This window comes from Streptomyces sp. NPDC097107 (assembly GCF_044762405.1).
GTDB classification, from domain to species: domain Bacteria; phylum Actinomycetota; class Actinomycetes; order Streptomycetales; family Streptomycetaceae; genus Streptomyces; species Streptomyces thinghirensis.
The window spans coordinates 401,548-418,737 of the sequence record NZ_JBIWEF010000001.1 but is presented as its reverse complement, the minus strand read 5'-3'; the positions used below and the strand labels follow the sequence as shown (position 1 = coordinate 418,737).

The 17,190-nt window shown below is 72.4% G+C and carries 16 protein-coding genes; 8 read left to right on the top strand and 8 right to left on the bottom strand.

Annotation, left to right across the window (positions count from 1 at the left end):
- Window positions 1–63 precede the first annotated feature (63 nt).
- The 6 genes from ACIQ1J_RS01970 to ACIQ1J_RS01945 all read right to left on the bottom strand — a co-directional run bounded on the left by ACIQ1J_RS01970 (window position 64) and on the right by ACIQ1J_RS01945 (window position 5,286).
- Window positions 64–1,479: an SLC13 family permease gene (locus ACIQ1J_RS01970; RefSeq protein WP_403553257.1), complete on the bottom strand. Its 1,416-nt coding sequence runs from the start codon at window positions 1,477–1,479 to the stop codon at window positions 64–66.
- 97 nt (window positions 1,480–1,576) lie between these two features.
- Window positions 1,577–2,239 (bottom strand): response regulator transcription factor, encoded by a 663-nt coding sequence (locus ACIQ1J_RS01965; protein ID WP_210958908.1) that lies wholly within the window; start codon window positions 2,237–2,239, stop codon window positions 1,577–1,579.
- Window positions 2,236–3,729, bottom strand: a complete 1,494-nt coding sequence (locus ACIQ1J_RS01960; protein WP_403553254.1) for an ATP-binding protein — start codon at window positions 3,727–3,729, stop codon at window positions 2,236–2,238. Before ACIQ1J_RS01960 ends, ACIQ1J_RS01965 begins: the two co-directional genes overlap by 4 nt.
- Window positions 3,659–3,970: a small secreted hydrophilic protein gene (locus tag ACIQ1J_RS01955; RefSeq protein ID WP_403553252.1), complete on the bottom strand. Its 312-nt coding sequence runs from the start codon at window positions 3,968–3,970 to the stop codon at window positions 3,659–3,661. The genes ACIQ1J_RS01960 and ACIQ1J_RS01955 overlap by 71 nt, the downstream gene beginning before the upstream one ends.
- 264 nt (window positions 3,971–4,234) lie before the next feature.
- Window positions 4,235–4,516, bottom strand: coding sequence for an Lrp/AsnC family transcriptional regulator (locus ACIQ1J_RS01950; RefSeq protein ID WP_055416531.1), 282 nt, complete (start codon window positions 4,514–4,516; stop codon window positions 4,235–4,237).
- On the bottom strand, window positions 4,513–5,286 hold the full coding sequence (locus ACIQ1J_RS01945; RefSeq protein ID WP_403553250.1) for a rhomboid family intramembrane serine protease: 774 nt from the start codon (window positions 5,284–5,286) through the stop codon (window positions 4,513–4,515). The genes ACIQ1J_RS01950 and ACIQ1J_RS01945 overlap by 4 nt, the downstream gene beginning before the upstream one ends.
- 157 nt (window positions 5,287–5,443) lie before the next feature.
- Between ACIQ1J_RS01945 and ACIQ1J_RS01940 the strand changes: the two genes are divergently transcribed.
- The 5 genes from ACIQ1J_RS01940 (at window position 5,444) to ACIQ1J_RS01920 (ending at window position 10,864) form a co-directional block, all read left to right on the top strand.
- On the top strand, window positions 5,444–5,683 hold the full coding sequence (locus ACIQ1J_RS01940) for a hypothetical protein (RefSeq protein ID WP_043373838.1): 240 nt from the start codon (window positions 5,444–5,446) through the stop codon (window positions 5,681–5,683).
- A gap of 62 nt (window positions 5,684–5,745) precedes the next feature.
- Window positions 5,746–7,089 (top strand): NYN domain-containing protein, encoded by a 1,344-nt coding sequence (locus ACIQ1J_RS01935; RefSeq protein WP_403553247.1) that lies wholly within the window; start codon window positions 5,746–5,748, stop codon window positions 7,087–7,089.
- Between the two features lie 243 nt (window positions 7,090–7,332).
- Complete coding sequence (locus ACIQ1J_RS01930; RefSeq protein WP_403553795.1) at window positions 7,333–8,376, top strand: NlpC/P60 family protein; 1,044 nt, start codon at window positions 7,333–7,335, stop codon at window positions 8,374–8,376.
- 214 nt (window positions 8,377–8,590) lie between these two features.
- Entirely contained in the window at window positions 8,591–9,604 is a 1,014-nt protein-coding gene (locus tag ACIQ1J_RS01925; protein ID WP_403553245.1) for an NlpC/P60 family protein, read from the top strand.
- 66 nt (window positions 9,605–9,670) lie between these two features.
- Window positions 9,671–10,864 carry a hypothetical protein gene (locus ACIQ1J_RS01920; protein WP_403553243.1) on the top strand — a complete coding sequence of 398 codons (1,194 nt, stop codon included), beginning with the start codon at window positions 9,671–9,673 and terminating at the stop codon, window positions 10,862–10,864.
- A gap of 48 nt (window positions 10,865–10,912) precedes the next feature.
- Here ACIQ1J_RS01920 and ACIQ1J_RS01915 read toward each other — a convergent pair whose 3' ends face one another.
- Window positions 10,913–12,151, bottom strand: coding sequence for a glycosyltransferase 87 family protein (locus tag ACIQ1J_RS01915; RefSeq protein ID WP_403553794.1), 1,239 nt, complete (start codon window positions 12,149–12,151; stop codon window positions 10,913–10,915).
- A 121-nt stretch (window positions 12,152–12,272) separates the two neighbouring features.
- Between ACIQ1J_RS01915 and ACIQ1J_RS01910 the strand changes: the two genes are divergently transcribed.
- Window positions 12,273–13,415, top strand: coding sequence for a glycosyltransferase family 4 protein (locus ACIQ1J_RS01910; RefSeq protein ID WP_403553241.1), 1,143 nt, complete (start codon window positions 12,273–12,275; stop codon window positions 13,413–13,415).
- A 151-nt stretch (window positions 13,416–13,566) separates the two neighbouring features.
- Here the strand turns inward: ACIQ1J_RS01910 and ACIQ1J_RS01905 are convergent, their stop codons facing one another.
- The gene (locus tag ACIQ1J_RS01905; RefSeq protein WP_403553239.1) at window positions 13,567–15,363 is read right to left on the bottom strand and encodes an AMP-dependent synthetase/ligase; all 1,797 of its coding nucleotides are present in this window, start codon (window positions 15,361–15,363) and stop codon (window positions 13,567–13,569) included.
- Between the two features lie 332 nt (window positions 15,364–15,695).
- On the opposite strand from ACIQ1J_RS01905, the gene ACIQ1J_RS01900 reads away from it, so the two are divergent.
- Window positions 15,696–16,493 carry a metallophosphoesterase gene (locus ACIQ1J_RS01900; RefSeq protein WP_310873764.1) on the top strand — a complete coding sequence of 266 codons (798 nt, stop codon included), beginning with the start codon at window positions 15,696–15,698 and terminating at the stop codon, window positions 16,491–16,493.
- Window positions 16,494–16,657: 164 nt separating this feature from the next.
- The gene (locus ACIQ1J_RS01895; RefSeq protein ID WP_121746587.1) at window positions 16,658–17,092 is read left to right on the top strand and encodes an SRPBCC family protein; all 435 of its coding nucleotides are present in this window, start codon (window positions 16,658–16,660) and stop codon (window positions 17,090–17,092) included.
- Window positions 17,093–17,190: the final 98 nt, after the last annotated feature.

The window sequence follows — 17,190 nt, the reverse complement described above, 5'->3', positions numbered from 1 at the left end:
AGGACGCGGCGGGTACGGAAGACACGGCGGGCATGGAGGACGTGGCGGACATGGCGGGCTCCTTCAACGGGTCACGGGTACGCCGAGCAGCGGCCAGACGGCGGCGGCGAAGAACAGCACGAGGGCGGCGGTCAGCGGTGCCAGGAAGGCGGACAGCCGCAGGAGGTCGCGTGGGGTGTAGGTGGGGGTGCCGGGGATGTCGGAGAAGAGCGTGACCGGCTTGGCGGAGGCCGGGAGCGTGTGGCAGAAACCGGCGGCGGCGGTGGAGGCGAGCGCGGCGGCGACCGGGTTGACCCCGACGCCCACGGCCGCGGCGATCACCAGCGGGACCAGGACGGAGGAGCGGGCCGAGCGGGACTGGAGGACCAGGTGGGCCGCCGTGCTCACCGCCACCACGCCCCCGAGGAAGACGGCCGGCGCGACGTGCGCGGGCAGCCCCGACACCAGCCATTTCGCCGCGCCGGAGTCGGCGAGCGCGACACCCATCGCCATGGTCGCCGCCATGAACAGCAGCAGCGACCAGGGCACGGTCTTCAGCGCGTCCTTGAGCCGCACCGTGCCGAGCGCGGGGGAGGAGGCGACGACCGCCCCGATCAGCGCCACCACCGCGGGCGACACATGGTGCAGGGGCTCGCTGCACCACAGGGCCACCACCGTGGCCAGCAGCGCGGCGCAGCGCTTCTCCGCCTGCGTCCAGGGACCGGTGACCGGACTCTCGGTGTGCCGCTGTATCTCCTCGGCGGTGATACGGACCGGGCCCTCGCGGTCCGCGCGCCGGGTCGTCGTCAACAGCACCGTCTCGGCGGCCAGATGGGAGGAGGCCACCGCCAGCGGCAGGCCGAGCAGCAGCCACTGGGTGAACCCGATCCGGTCGCCGGTCGCCTCCCACAGCACCGACACGGTGATCAGATGCGCGCCCGCGCCGATCAGGGTCGCCACCGCCGACAGCAGGATCACGGTCGGGAACAGCAGCGCGAGCATCACGACCAGTCGCTTCCGGTCGGCCAGGGCCTTGGCGAGGGCCAGGAACACCGGCAGCGCCAGCGCCGCCCGGCCCGACGTGGCCGGCACCGCGAACGCCGTCACGACCAGCGCGGCCGTCGTCAGATGCACCAACTGCCGCACGCTGCGCGCCCCGCCGACCAGGAACGCCGCCGCCCGCCCCGCGAGCCCGGTCCGGGCCACCGCCGCCGCCAGCACGAAGGCGCAGATCAGCAGCCACACCGTGTCGTCGCCGAGGGTGCCGAAGAGGGTGTCGCTGCTGATCACGCCGGTCGCGGTCAGCGCGAGTCCGGCGCCCAGCGCGATGTACGTGTCGTCGATCGGCGTGCCGATCCAGGCGCAGGTGGCCAGCGCGAACACGGCGAGGGTGAGGCGCGCGTCACCGCCGAGGGCGGGGAAGTTCGCGGGTACCGCGAGCAGCGCGCACAGGGACAGCGCCACGCAGAGGGCCGCCGCCAGGCGGAGGTTCAACGTCACGTCGTCGAGGGTTCTCCCGGGCGGTGAGCCCTCAATGAGTCCGACATGAAGGAAACTTCACACAAAAACCGGTCGGCCCGTCGGTGGGCCGGGTGCGTCAGCCCGGCAGCCGGTACCCCATGCCCCGTACCGTCTCCACCCGTTGCGCCCCCAGCTTCTTGCGCAGCGCCCGCACGTAGACGTCCACGATGTTGGAGCCGGGGTCGAAGTCGTAGCCCCACACGTGGGAGAGGATCTGCTCCCGCGACAGGACCTGTCCCGGATGCCGCAGGAACAGCTCCAGCAGCACGAACTCACGCGCCGTCAGGTCCACGGTCCGCTGCGCGGCACGGGCGCGGCGGGTCCGCAGGTCCAGGGAGAGGTCGCCGGACCTGAGCACCGTCACCTCCGGTGCCCTGGCCGCCGTACGCAGCCGCAGTCGTACCCGGGCGAGCAGTTCCTCGAAGCGGAACGGCTTGGTCATCCAGTCGTCGGCGCCGCCCTCCAGGCCGGCCACCGTGTCCCGTACGGAGTCCCGGGCGGTCAGCACGATCACCGGGGTCGTCACCCGGGACTCGCGCAGCTCGCGCAGGACCGTGAAGCCGTCCCGGCCGGGCAGTCCGATGTCCAGGACGACCAGGTCGAAGCCGCCGGTGAGGGCGTACTCGCAGGCGGCGTCGCCGTCGGCGACGGCGGTGGTGGTGAAGCCGTTGGCGCGCAGGCCCTTCTCGACGAAGGAGGCGATGCGCTCCTCGTCCTCGACGATGAGGATGCGGTTCATGGACGTGCCTCTTCCAGAGTGAGTACGAAGGTGGCGCCGCCGCCCTCGGTGGCGCGCAGGCCGACCCGGCCGCCGTGGCCCTCGGCGATCGCCTTGACGATCGACAGCCCGAGCCCGGCGCCCGTTCCGCGCACACCGCGCCGGGCCGTGCCGCGCCGGAACCGCTCGAAGACGACCTCTGCGTCCTGCGGCTGGACCCCGGGCCCGGAGTCGGCGACGTACAGCTCGATACGGGTGCCGTCGGCGCGGGAGCCGATGCGGATGGTCTGGCCGGTGGTGGTGTGCTGCACGGCGTTCTGCGCGAGCTGCACCATGGCCTGGGTGATGCGCTGGGGGTCCAGCTGGGCCTCGCGGTCGGCGACCCCGTCCAGCACCCACTCCCGGTCGCCGAGGGTGCGGGCCTTGACGTAGACGTCGGCGGTGAGTTCGGCGAGCTGGACCGGCTCGGGGGTGACGAAGTCGGGGCGTTCGGCCTTGGCGAGGAGCAGCAGGTCCTCGACGATGCGGCTCATCCGGTCCAGTTCCTCGGTGACGAGGCGGACGGTCTCCTCGCGTTCGGCCGGGTCGTCGCCCATCAGCTCCAGGTGGCCGCGCACGATGGTGATCGGGGTGCGCAGTTCGTGGCTCGCGTCGTCGACGAACCGGCGCTGGGTGGCGAAGGCGCGTTCCAGCCGGTCCAGCATGGCGTTGAACGTCTCGGCGAGCGCGGCCACGTCGTCGTGGCCGTGCACGGGGATGCGCCGGGTCAGGTCCTGCTCGGTGAGCTGCGCGGCCGTGGTGCGCACCAGCCGTACCGGTTTGAGGATCCGGCCCGCGACCACCCAGGCGATGCCGGTCGTCATCAGCAGGGCGACGCCGGAGATGGCGAGCAGGACGCGGAACACCTCGTTCGCGCGGGCCTGTTCCCGCCCGGGATGGAAGGCGACCACGAAGGCGGCCGCCGGTTCGCCGCCGTACCGGGCGACGGTGACCTTGGCCCAGCGGATGTCCCCCTCCGGCCGCTCCAGGGTGCCGGTGGAGTCCGGGGAGGCGTAGACGCGGCGCCTGGCGTCGGCGTCCTTGTGCAGGGGCAGGCCGACCGGGATCTCGCGCTGCTGGATGATCTGCGTGGGCCTGCTGCCCACCGCGCCCACCAGGCCGACCAGTTCCTCGTCCAGGTCGGCGTACTGCCGCTCCAGGAAGACCTTGAGCAGCCGCTCCGGGTCGGTGAACGGGCGGCCGGTCTCCGGATCGAAGCCCTGCTCCTCGAAGTTGGCGAACTCGCCGGCCTCCTGGGCGAGCAGCCCGTTGATCCGCTGGTCGGTGTCGCGCAGCAGGATCGAGCGGGTGGTCGCGGCCACCGAGGCGAGGGCGACCGCCATCACGAGCAGCAGCCAGAGCAGGATGCGGACCCGGGCCGAGATCCGGCGGCGCTCGCGGTCAGCCGTCGTCGCCGGCTCCGTCGTCGGCGCCCCGGTCGTCTCCGGCGTCGTTGCCTCGGTCGTCGTCATCGTCGTCATCCGGAGCGCTGTCGGTCACCGGTGGCCGGGTCACCACCTGGTCGCCGGGCGTCGGCCCGGGCGAGGAGGAGGAAGAGGTGGGAGTCGGGGTGGGGGAGCCGCTCTCCAGCTCCACCTTGGCCGGGACCCTGGGTTCCTGCGGACTGTCGGTGAGGGCGAAGCTGGTCGCCGCGATGCCGAGCGGGATCAGGACGACGGCCGCCAGGGCCGCCATCCGGCGTGAGAAGACCATGCCCCTGATCCTGCGCCCGCCACCCCGCGTCCCGGATGAGTCCGGGATGAAGAACTCTTCATCGGCGTCCTCGCCGGACGCCAGGGGGTGTCGTCCGGATCAGGTCGGCTCCGGCAACGGTGCCTTGCGGCTGACCCGAGCGGGGTCCGGTGCGTGCGGCTGAGAGGCGGGGAGGGCGGCAGGGCGGAGCCCTGGCAACCGACGACAACGCGGCAGATGTGCGTGCCGGCCCCCGCGATCCCGGCATGATCCGAACGACACCGCCTAGTTGTCGAGCCCGATGGCGAACGCCGCCTCCAGGTCGTGCTGCGAGTACGTCCGGAACGCCACGTGCGTGTCCGTGCCCTCCACGCCAGGGATCTTGCTGATCCGGCCGGGGATGACCTCAGCCAGGTCCTCGTGCTCGTTCACCCGCACCATGGCGATCAGGTCGTAGGTGCCGGTGACGGAGAAGACCTCGCTGACGTTCTCCAGCGCGGCGATCTGCTCCGCGATCTCGGGGATCCGGTCCACGCTGGTCTTGATGAGGACGATCGCGCTGATCACGGCTGTTTGTCTCCCTCGGAAGCCGCCACTGGAACACTCTGCACTCTAGTCGCACGCCCGAACCGCACCCAGGCGAAGACGAAGCCCAGCCCGAAGCCGACCAGGTGCGCGAGGTACGCCACCCCCGGTCCGTCGCCGGCCCGCCCCGCCGCCGTCCACTGGAGGCCGGCCCAGAAGGGCAGGACGATCCAGGCCGGAAAGCGCAGCGGCAGGAAGAAGAGGAAGGGCAGGAGGCTGGTCACCCGGGCGCGCGGGAAGAGGAAGAGGAACGCGCCGAGGATCGCGGAGATGGCCCCCGAGGCGCCCACCAGTGACTGCTGGGAGTGGGCGTTGGCCCCCGCGTAACCGAGCAGGGCCAGGTAGCCGCAGCCGAGGTAGAACAGGGCGAACTGGAGTCTGCCCATCCGTTCCTCGGTCATCGCGCCGAAGACGTAGAGGAAGAGCATGTTGCCCAGCAGGTGCACCCAGCTGCCGTGGACGAACAGCGCCGTGGCGGGGGTGAGCGCCGATCCGGGGGAGTCCTCGAACAGTTCTGCGGGGATCACGCCCCAGCGCCGGAAGTAGGCGCGCTGCGCGGCGAGCAGTTCGTCGCCGGTGCCGTACACCGGATTGAGGCCCGCCGCCGGGCTGACCAGGAACAGCAGACAGCACAGGGTGATCAGCCCGTACGTCACCGGTGCCGACCGGCCCCGGCTCGTGCGGGGCGTGCCCGGTGTTCTGACCGTCTTCACCGACCTGGTGAGAGCTGCCGTGCTCCAACTACGGATCATGGATACAAAGCATGACGTAGCGGGACGCGACTACCCGGACCGCCTCGCCGCCGTGGACACGCGGGCGTCGGGTACCCGCCAGGCCGTAGGGTTACGAGCCACACGCACCGGGGGAGCCCGGCGCGGCACCGACACTGGAAGAGAGCGAACAGCCACGATGACGGTTCCCCTGCCGACCGAGACGACGCGGTGGCGCTGCACCCTCTGCGGCAACCTCACCCGCTTCGACGTGACCCGGGCCTCGAAGGTCGTCGAGTACGTGCACCTCGATCTGGCCGGTGAGCCGAAGGTCGAGGAGCGCGAGGTGCTCAGTGAGACCATCGAGTCGGTGCGGTGCCGCTGGTGCAACGCCGTGGACCAGGTGGAACTCGTGGACAGGCCGGGTGCCGCCTCCTGACCGGAGCGGCCCCCGCATGAGGTGATCCCGCACGGGGTCACGCAGAGGCATTGGGGTGACGGATGGTGGAGACACATGGCGGGGAGCCGGGCGACGGCACCGCCGAGGTGCTCGACCGGCCGCTGCCCGACGGCGTGCGCCGCAGGGTCGTGCAGATCGTGTCCGAGGGCTTCGGCGGACTCACCCTCGGCGAACTGCCGGCCCAGCTGAGACAGTACGCCCGGTTCGCCCCGAACCGCAGGGCCAAGTTCGCCGGCAACGCCATGGCCGCCGCCGTGGAGGCCGACCCCCTGTTCCGTCAGCGCATCGGCGAGAAGCTCAGAGAGACCCAGCCGGAACTGGCTGGGGCCCTGGAGGCCGCCTCCCCGCCGCCCGCCGCGGACCCGCTCGACGTGGCGGCCGCGGCCTACGTGCTGCGCCCGCACGGCTGGGTGAAGCTGGTGACCGCCGCCGGCGAGGAGGCGCAGCGCGCGGACGCCGAGCGCGCCGACGAGGAGAGCCGCGCGGAGCTGGAGCGGCTGCACGAGGAGCTGGCCCGGGCCCGGGAGCACACCAGGGCCGAGACCGAGCGGCTGCGCGCCGAGCTGGACGCGGCGAAGAAGGAGTCCGAGTCGCTGCACCGCAAGCTGCGCTCGGCCCTCAGCGACGTCAAGCGCGGCGAGGCGGCGCTGCGCAAGGTCCGGGCCGAGATGGACGCGGTCCGCGCCGAGGGGCACGCACAGGTCTCCGCCGCCGACAGCGAGAGCCGGCGGCTCAAGACCCGGCTCGCGGAGGCGGAGGCCGCCCTGGAAGCCACCCGCAAGGCGGCCCGTGAGGGGCGCAGCGTCGAGGACATGCGGGTGCGGCTGCTGCTGGACACCCTGCTGGACGCCACGCAGGGGCTGCGCCGGGAACTCGCGCTGCCCCCGGTGTCGGTGCGGCCCGCCGAGACGGTGGACGCGGTCGAACCCGGCCGGATGACGCCCAAGGACATCGCCGCCCGCGCCCTGTCCGAGAACGACCCCGCCATCCTCGACCAGCTGCTCGCGCTGCCCCAGGCGCACCTGGTCGTCGACGGCTACAACGTCACCAAGACCGGCTATCCGCAGATGCCGCTGGAGAAGCAGCGGCTCAGGCTCCTCGGCCAGCTCTCCCAGCTCGCCGCGCAGACCGGTGCCGAGATGACCTGCGTCTTCGACGGGGCCGAACTGGTGGCACCGGTGCTGCTCGCGCCGCCGCGCGGGGTGCGGGTGCTGTTCTCCAAGCCCGGGGTCACGGCCGACGAGCTGATCCGCCAGATGGTGCGGGCCGAGCCGCCGGGCCGGCCCGTCATCGTCGTCTCCACCGACCGCGAGGTCGCCGACGGCGTGGCGCGCGCCGGCGCACGACCGGTGGCGTCCGCGGTGCTCCTCAAGCGGCTCTCCTAGCTCCGCGCCGACCTCCTGCTTCACTTTCGTGGCAACCGCAACGTAGGTGTTCTATGCCCGAATTGACGGAACCGTCACGCAACGTAGCGTCAAGTGAAGGTAACTGCAGGTGAGTTGTGGCAAAGAATGCGGTGCGTAACCGGGATATTTCGGCGGAGGATTTGAACTGATCACGAGTGGGTCACTAGGGTCAGCCATCGAACCCTCGCACGGGTGATCCCTCTCAAGAAGGAGCTCGTCTCCGTGGCGTCCCACCGTCGTCCCAAGCAGCCGAGCCGCACGCGCGTGACCGTGCTCACCACCGCTGCCGCCGCCGCCGTCGCTCTCAGCTCGCAGGCCGCCAATGCCGCTCCGAGTGAGAAGCCGAGCAAGGACGAGGTCAAGGCCAAGGTCGACAAGCTCTACACGGAGGCCGAACAGGCCACCGAGAAGTACAACGGCGCCAAGGAGAAGCAGGAGAAGCTCCAGAAGGAGATCTCCACCATCCAGGACAACGTCGCCCGCGGCCAGGAGGAGCTCAACGAGCTGCGCGACGGCCTCGGTTCGATGGCCAGCGCCCAGTACCGCTCCGGTGGGATAGACCCCTCCCTCCAGCTGTTCCTGTCCGCCGACCCGGACGACTACCTGGACAAGGCCTCCACCCTGGACCAGCTGAGCGGTCAGCAGGTCGAGGCGCTGAAGAAGATCCAGGACAAGCAGCGCGACCTCGCCCAGCAGCGCTCCGAGGCCACCGAGAAGCTCAAGGACCTCGCCTCCACCCGCACCGAACTGGGCAAGAAGAAGAAGGAAGTCCAGGGCAAGCTCTCCTCCGCGCAGAAGCTGCTCAACACGCTCACCGCGACGGAGAAGGCCGCCCTCGCCGCCGAGGAGCAGCGCGCCACCCGCAGCAGCGAGCGCGAGGTCCTGACCGGCGGTAGCGGGAAGCCCGCCTCCGGCCGGGCCGCCGCCGCCTTCGCCGCCGCCCAGAGCAAGATCGGCACGCCCTACGTCTACGGCGCCACCGGCCCCTCCTCCTTCGACTGCTCGGGCCTGACCTCCTGGGCCTACGCCCAGGCCGGCGTCGGCATCCCGCGCACCTCCGAGGCGCAGACCGGCGCGGGCACCCGCATCTCCTCGATGAGCGACCTCCAGGTCGGCGACCTGGTCTTCTTCTTCAACGACCTGCACCACGTCGGCCTCTACGCCGGCAACGGCCAGGTCCTGCACGCGCCGCGCACCGGCACGGTCGTCCGCTACGAGTCGATGAACACCATCGGCGGCCCGTTCATGTTCGGCGTGCGGGTCTGAACCGCCGCCTCCCGTAAACCCTTCAGCCGCCCTCGCGATGCCGCCCGTTCGGGCGAATCACGGTACGGCCTTCTGACCTCCGCCCCGCCGATGACCTGCGTCAGCGGCGGGGCGTCGTGCTGCGCGCGCCTTCGAGGTCGTTGGCCGGTGCCCCGTCACGGGGTTACTGTCTGCCGCGTTTCCCTGTCCGCCAGCGGAAGGAGTGCGGCTTCCCGTGGGGTTCCATCGCCGCCTTGCACCAACCGGGCTCGACCGCGGCGCCACCGCCGCCGTCGGCCTGCTTTCCGTCGCCGCCGCGGCCCTGGGTGCCGTACCGGCCACGGCCACCCCGCACGACGACCGGCGGGCGGAGGTGGACCGGCTCTACGCGGAGGCGGAGCAGGCGACCGAGGCCTACAACAAGGCCGACGCGCGCACCGACGCCCTGCGCGAGGAGGTCAGCACCGCGCAGGACTCGATCGCCAGGCAGCAGGAGCGGATCAACACCATGCGGGACGCGCTCGGTTCGCTGGCCGGCGCCCAGTACCGCTCCGGCGGCATCGACCCGTCGCTGGCGCTGCTGCTCTCCGCCGACCCGGACGACTACCTGGACAAGGCCTCCGTGCTCGACCGGATCACCAGCCACCAGGCCGGTGAACTCAGGGAACTCCAGGGAGCCATGCGCGACCTCGCCCAGGACCGCGCCGAGGCAGGCCGGAAGCTCACCGAGCTGGAGAAGGGCCGCAAGGCCGTCGCCGCCCACAAGAAGACCGTGGAGCGAAAGCTCGCGAAGGCCAGGGAACTGCTCAACTCCCTTCCGGACGGCGAACGCGCCGCCGACGACCGCGGCTCCCGCTCCGGCCGTACCGACCTGCCCGCCCCGGGTGACGCCGGCCCCGTCTCCGGCCGCGCGGCGGCCGCCGTCGCCGCGGCCCGCTCCGCCCTCGGCAAGCCCTACGTCTGGGGCGCCAACGGGCCCACCGGATTCGACTGCTCGGGCCTGACCCAGTGGTCGTACGCGCAGGCCGGGGTCGGGCTGCCGCGTACCTCGCAGGCGCAGTCCGGTGCCGGGCAGCGGGTGTCCCTGGCCCAGGCCCGGCCCGGCGACCTGGTCGCCTACCGCGACGACGCCAGCCACATCGGCATGTACGTCGGCAACGGCCAGGTGATCCACGCGCCCTACCCCGGCGCCCCCGTGCGCAGCGACCCGGTCGGCATGATGCCGGTCTCCTCGGTCACCCGGGTCTGACCCTCGCGGCCCTTGCGGTCGCTGCGCCCGCTGCCCCCGCCGGCCGGCCGCCCGTACGATCGGGAGGTGGCTGGTCGAAGGCGGGTGTCGGGTTCCTCGGTGGTGGCGCTGTGCCTGCTGCTCGTCTCCCTCGTGGCCTGCGGCGGCCGCGCCGCCGCCGACCCCGTCCCGGCCGAGGTGCAGCGGGTACTGGACCGGCGTGCGGAAGCCGTCCTCGACCACGACCGGGCCGCCTACACGCGTACGGGCACCGGAGCCGGCTTCGACAACCTGGGTGAGGTGCCGCTGGCCGCCTGGTCGTACCGCGTGACCGGCGTGGACCGCACCGGCGACACCGCCACCGCCGACGTCGAGCTGCGCTACCGCATCGAGGGCCACGACCGGGGCCCCGTCGCCACCGGCCGCACCGTGCGGCTGAGCCGGGACGGAGCGGACGGGCGGTGGACCGTCGACTCCGACCGGCCCGCGGAGCGGTCCGGCCAGCAGCCGTGGGACCAGGGCGCGGTCGAGGTCGTCCGGGGCACGCACGGCCTCGTGCTCGGCGTCGGGCAGTCCACCGGGGCGCTGCGCCGCTACGCCGACCTCGCCGACCGGGCGGTGCCGGCGGTGTCGGACGCCTGGGACGGCGACTGGGCCCGCCGGGTCGTCGTACTCGTCCCGAAGTCGCTGGAGGGGATGGCGGGCCTGCTCGGCTCGCCCGCCTCCTCCTACCGGGGCATCGCGGCGGTCACCACCGGCGAGACGGGCGGCCGGGAGCGGGCGCCGGCGGACCGGATCATCGTCAATCCCGACGCGTACGGGCTCCTCGGCGACCTGGGCAAACAGGTCGTGCTCACCCACGAGACCACCCACGTCGCCACCCGCGCCGACACCACCGCCGCCACCCCGCTGTGGCTGTCCGAGGGTTACGCGGACTGGGTCGGCTACCGCGACGGCGACCGCGCCCCCGCCGAGGCCGCCCCCGAGATGGCCGGCGCGGTCGCCGAGGGCCGCGTGCCCGCGAGTCTCCCCACCGACGAGGACTTCGGCTTCACCGCCGACGCGGACGAACTGGCCCGCGCCTACGAGGGCGGCTGGCTGGCCTGCCGCATGATCGCCGACCAGTGGGGCGAGGACCGCCTGGACGCCTTCTACCGCGCCGTGGGCGGGCACGAGAAGCGCGCGGGCGCGGTCGAGGACGCGATGGACGAGGTGCTCGCGACGACGCCGGAGGAGTTCACGGCACGGTGGCGGGAGTATCTGCGGGCGGAGTTCGACTGAGGGCGCTTCGCTCTCGTCGCCTCACGGGTCCGTGCGGACGCCGTCCGCTCAGGACGGGGCCGGCGCCTGGCCGGTGCGGGCGGCGCGGGTCGGCGGCGCCGGTACGGGATTCCCGCGCGGCGCCGTGTCGCGCCACAGGGCGCGGGCCGCGAGGAGCGCCGCGGCGACCAGCAGGCCGTTGCGGACGACGAGCAGCGCGATGCCGAGCGGATCGCTCGCGACGACCTGCGCGAACCAGACCGGGAACTCCAGCACCGTCACCAGGCTCGCCGCCAGGACCAGGGCGACCGGTACCCGCATGCGGCTCGCGCGAAAGCACCGGCAGACCGCGGCGACGCCGATCAGCCACACCATGTACTGCGGACTGATCACCCGGCTGGTGACCGTGAACATCAGCACCGCCACGAAGGCCGCGTCCGCCGCCGTGTGCGCCGCGAAGCGCGAGGCCGCCAGCCGCCACAGCAGCAGCCAGCCGAAGGCCAGGGCGGTCAGGGCGAGGGCGACCGTGCTCACCGCGCCCACGTACGGGCCGAGGAACTCGACCGAGCCGTAGTTGAGCAGCACCTCGCCGTCCCAGCCGAAGTGCCGGGCGACGTGGAAGACCAGCGCGCCCAGCGACTCCACCTCGGTGCCCCGGTCCCGCTGGAACGTCAGGAACGCGAACGCCCCCGGCATCGTCACCGCGAACAGCGCCGCCAGACCGGCCCCGCCGAGCGCCGCCGCGGCCCACGGCGCCCGCCCGCGCATCCCGAGGAGGACCAGCGCGGGCCACACCTTCAGCAGCGCCCCGAGCGCGGCCAGGACCCCCGCCACGCGCGGGTGCCGGCCGGCGGCGAGCAGCGCCGCCACCGCGACGGCGGTGACCATCACGTCGTAGCGGGCGTACACCGTCGGACCGAGCAGCGGAACGCCCGCCACCCACACCCACGCCCCGCGCGGCGAGCGCCCGGAACCGCGCCCCGCGCGCCACAGCAGCGCGAGGACGGCCAGGTCCGCCGCACAGGCCAGGACGAAGAAGGCCGTCGCGTACTCCAGGAAGGGCAGCAGCGCGGGGGAGAGGATGGCGAAGGCCGCCGCGGGCGGGTACTGCCAGGTGACGTCGTCCAGCGGAAACGTTCCGGTACGCAGGACGTCGTACCAGTCCCGGTAGATCACGGACACGTCGCCGGTGACGTCCGGACCGGGGAAGACCAGCACCTTCAGCACGAAGAGCAGCAGCACCAGCCGCGTGGCGGCCCAGGCCGTCAGCAGCCGCGCCGCCGGCCGCCTCGCGTCCGTGGTCTCCACGTGCTCCCTGCCCGTCCGCGTACCGTGCTCCGCGGCCATGATGACCCGGACACCTGTGCGTGTGCCACCGGGGGCCGGCCGGGCCCGCGGCCCGCGCGGCGGGTTCGGTAGGGTCGGCGGCGTGCGCAAGACCTTGATCGTGACGAACGACTTCCCGCCCCGCCCGGGCGGCATCCAGGCCTTCCTGCACAACATGGCGCTACGGCTGGACCCCGAGCGGCTGGTCGTCCACGCCTCCACCTGGAAGCGCGGCCGCGAGGGCGCCGAGGCCACCGCCGCCTTCGACGCCGAGCAGCCCTTCACCGTCGTGCGCGACCGCACGACGATGCTGCTCCCGACGCCGGGCGCGACCCGTACGGCCGTCCGGCTGCTGCGCGAGCACGGGTGCACGTCGGTGTGGTTCGGGGCGGCGGCGCCCCTCGGGCTGATGGCGCCGGCGCTCCGGAGGGCGGGGGCCGAGCGGCTCGTCGCCACCACCCACGGCCACGAGGCCGGGTGGGCCCAGCTGCCCGCCGCCCGGCAACTGCTGCGCCGGATCGGGGAGTCCACGGACACGATCACCTACCTCGGCGAGTACACGCGCTCGCGGATCGCGGGCGCGCTCACCCCGGGCGCCGCCGCGCGGATGGTGCAGCTGCCGCCCGGCGTCGACGAGAAGACCTTCCACCCGGGCAGCGGTGGCGAGGAGGTGCGGGCCCGGCTGGGACTCACCGAACGGCCGGTCGTGGTCTGCGTCTCGCGGCTGGTGCCGCGCAAGGGCCAGGACACCCTGATCCGGGCGATGCCCCGCATCCTGGCCGCCGAGCCGGACGCCGTACTGCTGATCGTCGGCGGCGGCCCCTACGAGAAGGACCTGCGCCGCCTCGCCGCCGGGACCGGCGTCGCCGCCTCCGTCCACTTCACCGGCGCCGTCCCCTGGTCCGAGCTGCCCGCGCACTACGGCGCCGGGGACGTCTTCGCCATGCCGTGCCGGACCCGGCGGGGCGGCCTCGACGTCGAGGGCCTCGGCATCGTCTACCTGGAGGCCTCCGCGACCGGCCTGCCCGTGGTCGCGGGCGACTCGGGCGGTGCGCCGGACGCGGTACTGGACGGCGAGACGGGGTGGGTGGTGCGCGGCGGCGACGAGCACCAGACCGCCGACCGCGTCGTCACGCTCCTCGCCGACCCCGGACTGCGCCGCCGCATGGGCGAGCGCGGCCGGGCCTGGGTCGAGGAGAAGTGGCGATGGGACCTGCTCGCGGAGCACCTGAAGGCGCTGCTGTAGCGGGGATGCCTTCGGGACGCCGGGCAGGATACGCCGCTCAGGGGCGCGGTGCTGTGTCATGGTGCGGCTCCGCCGCGTGGGCGCGGCAAGCCACGACGCACCCGCACCCGCACCCGCCCGAAGCGATCAGGGGGCACCCCGACAGGCGCCCCTACTTGGAGTAGATCGCCTCGATCTCGTCCACGTAATCCCTGGCCACGACACTCCGCTTCAGCTTCAGCGAAGGCGTCAAGTGCCCCGAGTCCTCCGTGAACTGGGCCTCCAGCACCCGGAACTTGCGCACCGACTCCGCCTTGGACACCGCCGAGTTGCCGTCGTCGATCGCCGACTGGATCGTGGCGAGCAGATCCGGGTCCTCCCGCAGCGACGCCGCCGTCGAACCGGCCGGCTTGCCGTTGTCCGCGCACCAGCGGCCGAGGAACTCCTCGTCGATGGTGACCAGCGCGCCCACGAACGGCCGCCCGTCGCCGACCACCATGCACTCCGCGACCAGCGCGTGCGCGCGGATGCGGTCCTCTATGACGGCCGGGGCGACGTTCTTGCCGCCGGCGGTGACGATGATCTCCTTCTTGCGCCCGGTGATCGAGAGGTAGCCGTCCTCGTCGAGGGTGCCGATGTCGCCGGTGTGGAACCAGCCGTCGGCCAGTGCCTCGGCGGTCGCGCCCGGGTTGTTCCAGTACTCCTTGAACAGGTGCTCGCCGTGCAGCAGCACCTCCCCGTCGTCCGCGATGCGCACCACGGAGCCGGGCAGCGGCTGGCCGACCGTGCCGATCTTCTGCCGGTCCCAGGGGTTGAAGGCGGTGGCCGCGCAGGACTCGGTCAGGCCGTAGCCCTCCAGGACCGTGAAGCCGATGCCGCGGAAGAAGTGACCGAGGCGTTCGCCGAGCGGGGCGCCGCCGGAGATGGCGTACTCGCCGCGTCCGCCGAGGACCGTGCGGAGCTTGCCGTAGACGAGCTTGTCGAAGACCTTGTGCTTGATCTTCAGGCCGACGGACGGGCCCGAGGGGGCGTCCAGGGCCTTGCTGTAGGCGATCGCCGTGTCGGCGGCCTTGTCGAAGATCTTGCCCTTGCCGTCGGCCTGCGCCTTGGCGCGCGCCGAGTTGTAGACCTTCTCGAAGACGCGCGGCACACCGAGGATCAGTGTGGGCCGGAACGCGGCCAGCTCGTCGGTGAGGTCCTTGATGTCCGGGACGCAGCCCAGCTTGATCGGCGCGATCATCGGCGCGACCTGGACGAGGCGGCCGAAGACGTGGGCGAGCGGGAGGAAGAGGAGGACGGAGCACTCGCCCGTGCGGAAGAGGGGACGCAGGCGTTCGACGACGTTGCCGCACTCGGCGAAGAAGCTGCGGTGGGTGAGCACGCAGCCCTTGGGGCGGCCGGTGGTGCCGGAGGTGTAGACGATGGTCGCGGGGTCGTCGGCCTTCGCGATCGAGCCGCGCTCCTCGACGGCCCGGTCCGTGACGTCCTGGCCCAGGCGCCCCAGCTCCTCCACGGCCCCGGAGTCGATCTGCCAGACGTGCTTGAGGGCGGGCAGCTGCTCGCGCACCGACTCGACGGTGGCGGCGTGCCCGGCCGACTCCACGACGCACGCCGTGGCCCCCGAGTCGCTGAGGATCCACTGCACCTGCTCGGACGAGCTGGTCTCGTACACCGGCACGGTGACCGCGCCCGCGCACCAGATCGCGAAGTCCAGCAGGGTCCACTCGTAGCGCGTACGGGACATCAGGCCGACCCGGTCGCCCGGCTGGACCCCGGAGGCGATGAGGCCCTTGGCGGCGGTCTGCACCTCGGCGAGGAAATCGCGGGCGGCCACGTCCTGCCACGCGCCGGCCACCTTGCGGGAGATGACGGCGACGTCCGGGTGCTGCGCGGCGTTTCTGCGGACGACGTCGGTCAGGTTTCCGTCCGCAGGGACCTCGTACAAAGCCGGAAGGCTGAACTCGCGCAAAACTGCTGCTCCTCATAAGGCGCCGGCGCCACGACGTTGTGCGATGCGACGGTGCGGTCCAAGGCTCGGGCAAGTGCTCGGGAGATCACACGCTGATCACATGTTGGATCACATGCCGATTCACATGTTGAAAACCAGAGCACGACTGGACTGCCCGGACGTTACCCGTCGGTATGGCTTCTCCGACAGGGGGTCCCCGCGAGATGTTCGCTGCGTCACACGGATGGGGTTTCCTTTGCGCACAGTAGTCGACGGATCAACCGACCAGCCAGTAACCGCAGGTCCGATCGCCACTGTTCACGAGAGCCACGCGCTGCTTACGCTTGATCGCCATGGCACCCACACCGCCCGGTAACACGAGGACACGCGTCCATGTGGTCAGCGACGTCCATGGCAACGCCCGCGACCTGGCCAGGGCCGGCGAGGGCGCCGACGCCCTGATCTGCCTCGGCGACCTGGTTCTCTTCCTCGACTACGCCGACCACACGCGCGGCATCTTCCCCGACCTGTTCGGCGCCGCGAACGCCGACCGCATCGTCGAACTGCGCACCGCCCGCCGCTTCGCCGAGGCACGGGAGTTCGGGGCGCGGCTCTGGGCCGGCGTCGGCGGGGACCGGCGAGAGCTGATCGAGGGGGCGGTGCGCAAGCAGTACGCCGAGCTGTTCGCCGCCTTCCCCACCCCGACCTACGCCACCTACGGCAACGTCGACATGCCGCCCCTGTGGCGTGAGTACGCAGGCCCCGGCACCACCGTGCTCGACGGCGAACGGGTGGAGATCGGCGGCCGCGTCTTCGGCTTCGTCGGCGGCGGCCTGCGCACCCCGATGCGCACGCCGTACGAGATCAGTGACGAGGAGTACGCCGCGAAGATCGAGGCCGTCGGCGAGGTGGACGTACTGTGCACGCACATCCCGCCGGAGGTGCCGGAGCTGGTCTACGACACGGTGGCGCGGCGCTTCGAACGGGGCAGCCGCGCGCTGCTGGACGCGATCCGCCGCACCCGTCCCCGCTACGCCCTGTTCGGGCACGTCCACCAGCCGCTGGTGCGGCGGATGCGGATCGGGGCGACGGAGTGCGTGAACGTCGGGCACTTCGCGTCGACGGGGCGGCCGTGGGCGCTGGAGTGGTGAGCCGGGGCGGCGTCCCGGCGGCCGGACCTGCGCAGTAGGTGGTGACATTCGCGCCGCCCGTGCGCGATAGCCTTCACGCGGCACACACGTGCGCGCCACGGGTGCACGACGACCCGGCGCATGACGACCCTCAGTACCGGCCCGCATCTGGAGGAGCCACAGCGATGGCGGAACACACCAGCTCGAGCATCACGATCGAGGCGGCACCGGCCGACGTCATGGCGGTGATCGCCGACTTCGCCCGCTACCCGGACTGGACCGGTGAGGTGAAGGAGGCGCAGGTCCTCGCGACCGACGCGCAGGGGCGTGCCGAGCAGGTCCGACTCGTCATGGACGCCGGGGCGATCAAGGACGACCAGACGCTGGGGTACACCTGGACCGGCGAGCACGAGGTGTCCTGGACGCTGGTGAAGTCCCAGATGCTGCGCTCCCTGGACGGCTCCTACCTGCTCCGCCCGGCCGGCACGGGCACGGAGGTCACCTACCGGCTCACGGTCGACGTCAAGATCCCGATGCTGGGCATGATCAAGCGCAAGGCCGAGAAGGTCATCATCGACCGCGCCCTGGCCGGCCTGAAGAAGCGAGTGGAGTCGGCCTAGCTGCGGGCAGTCGTGCCTCCCCCGGCGGGCCGGCCGGGGTCGAGTCCGGCGGGGAGTGCCTGAACGGCCTGGGCGGGAGGTCCCCCCCCGGGCGGCAC

Coding starts and splice junctions, on each gene's coding strand:
- ACIQ1J_RS01965 (WP_210958908.1), bottom strand. CDS start 2,239: ATGAACCGCATCCTCATCGTCGAGGACGAGGAGCGCATCGCCTCCTTC.
- ACIQ1J_RS01960 (WP_403553254.1), bottom strand. CDS start 3,729: ATGACGACGACCGAGGCAACGACGCCGGAGACGACCGGGGCGCCGACG.
- ACIQ1J_RS01955 (WP_403553252.1), bottom strand. CDS start 3,970: ATGGTCTTCTCACGCCGGATGGCGGCCCTGGCGGCCGTCGTCCTGATC.
- ACIQ1J_RS01945 (WP_403553250.1), bottom strand. CDS start 5,286: ATGATCCGTAGTTGGAGCACGGCAGCTCTCACCAGGTCGGTGAAGACG.
- ACIQ1J_RS01940 (WP_043373838.1), top strand. CDS start 5,444: ATGACGGTTCCCCTGCCGACCGAGACGACGCGGTGGCGCTGCACCCTC.
- ACIQ1J_RS01935 (WP_403553247.1), top strand. CDS start 5,746: ATGGTGGAGACACATGGCGGGGAGCCGGGCGACGGCACCGCCGAGGTG.
- ACIQ1J_RS01900 (WP_310873764.1), top strand. CDS start 15,696: ATGGCACCCACACCGCCCGGTAACACGAGGACACGCGTCCATGTGGTC.
- ACIQ1J_RS01895 (WP_121746587.1), top strand. CDS start 16,658: ATGGCGGAACACACCAGCTCGAGCATCACGATCGAGGCGGCACCGGCC.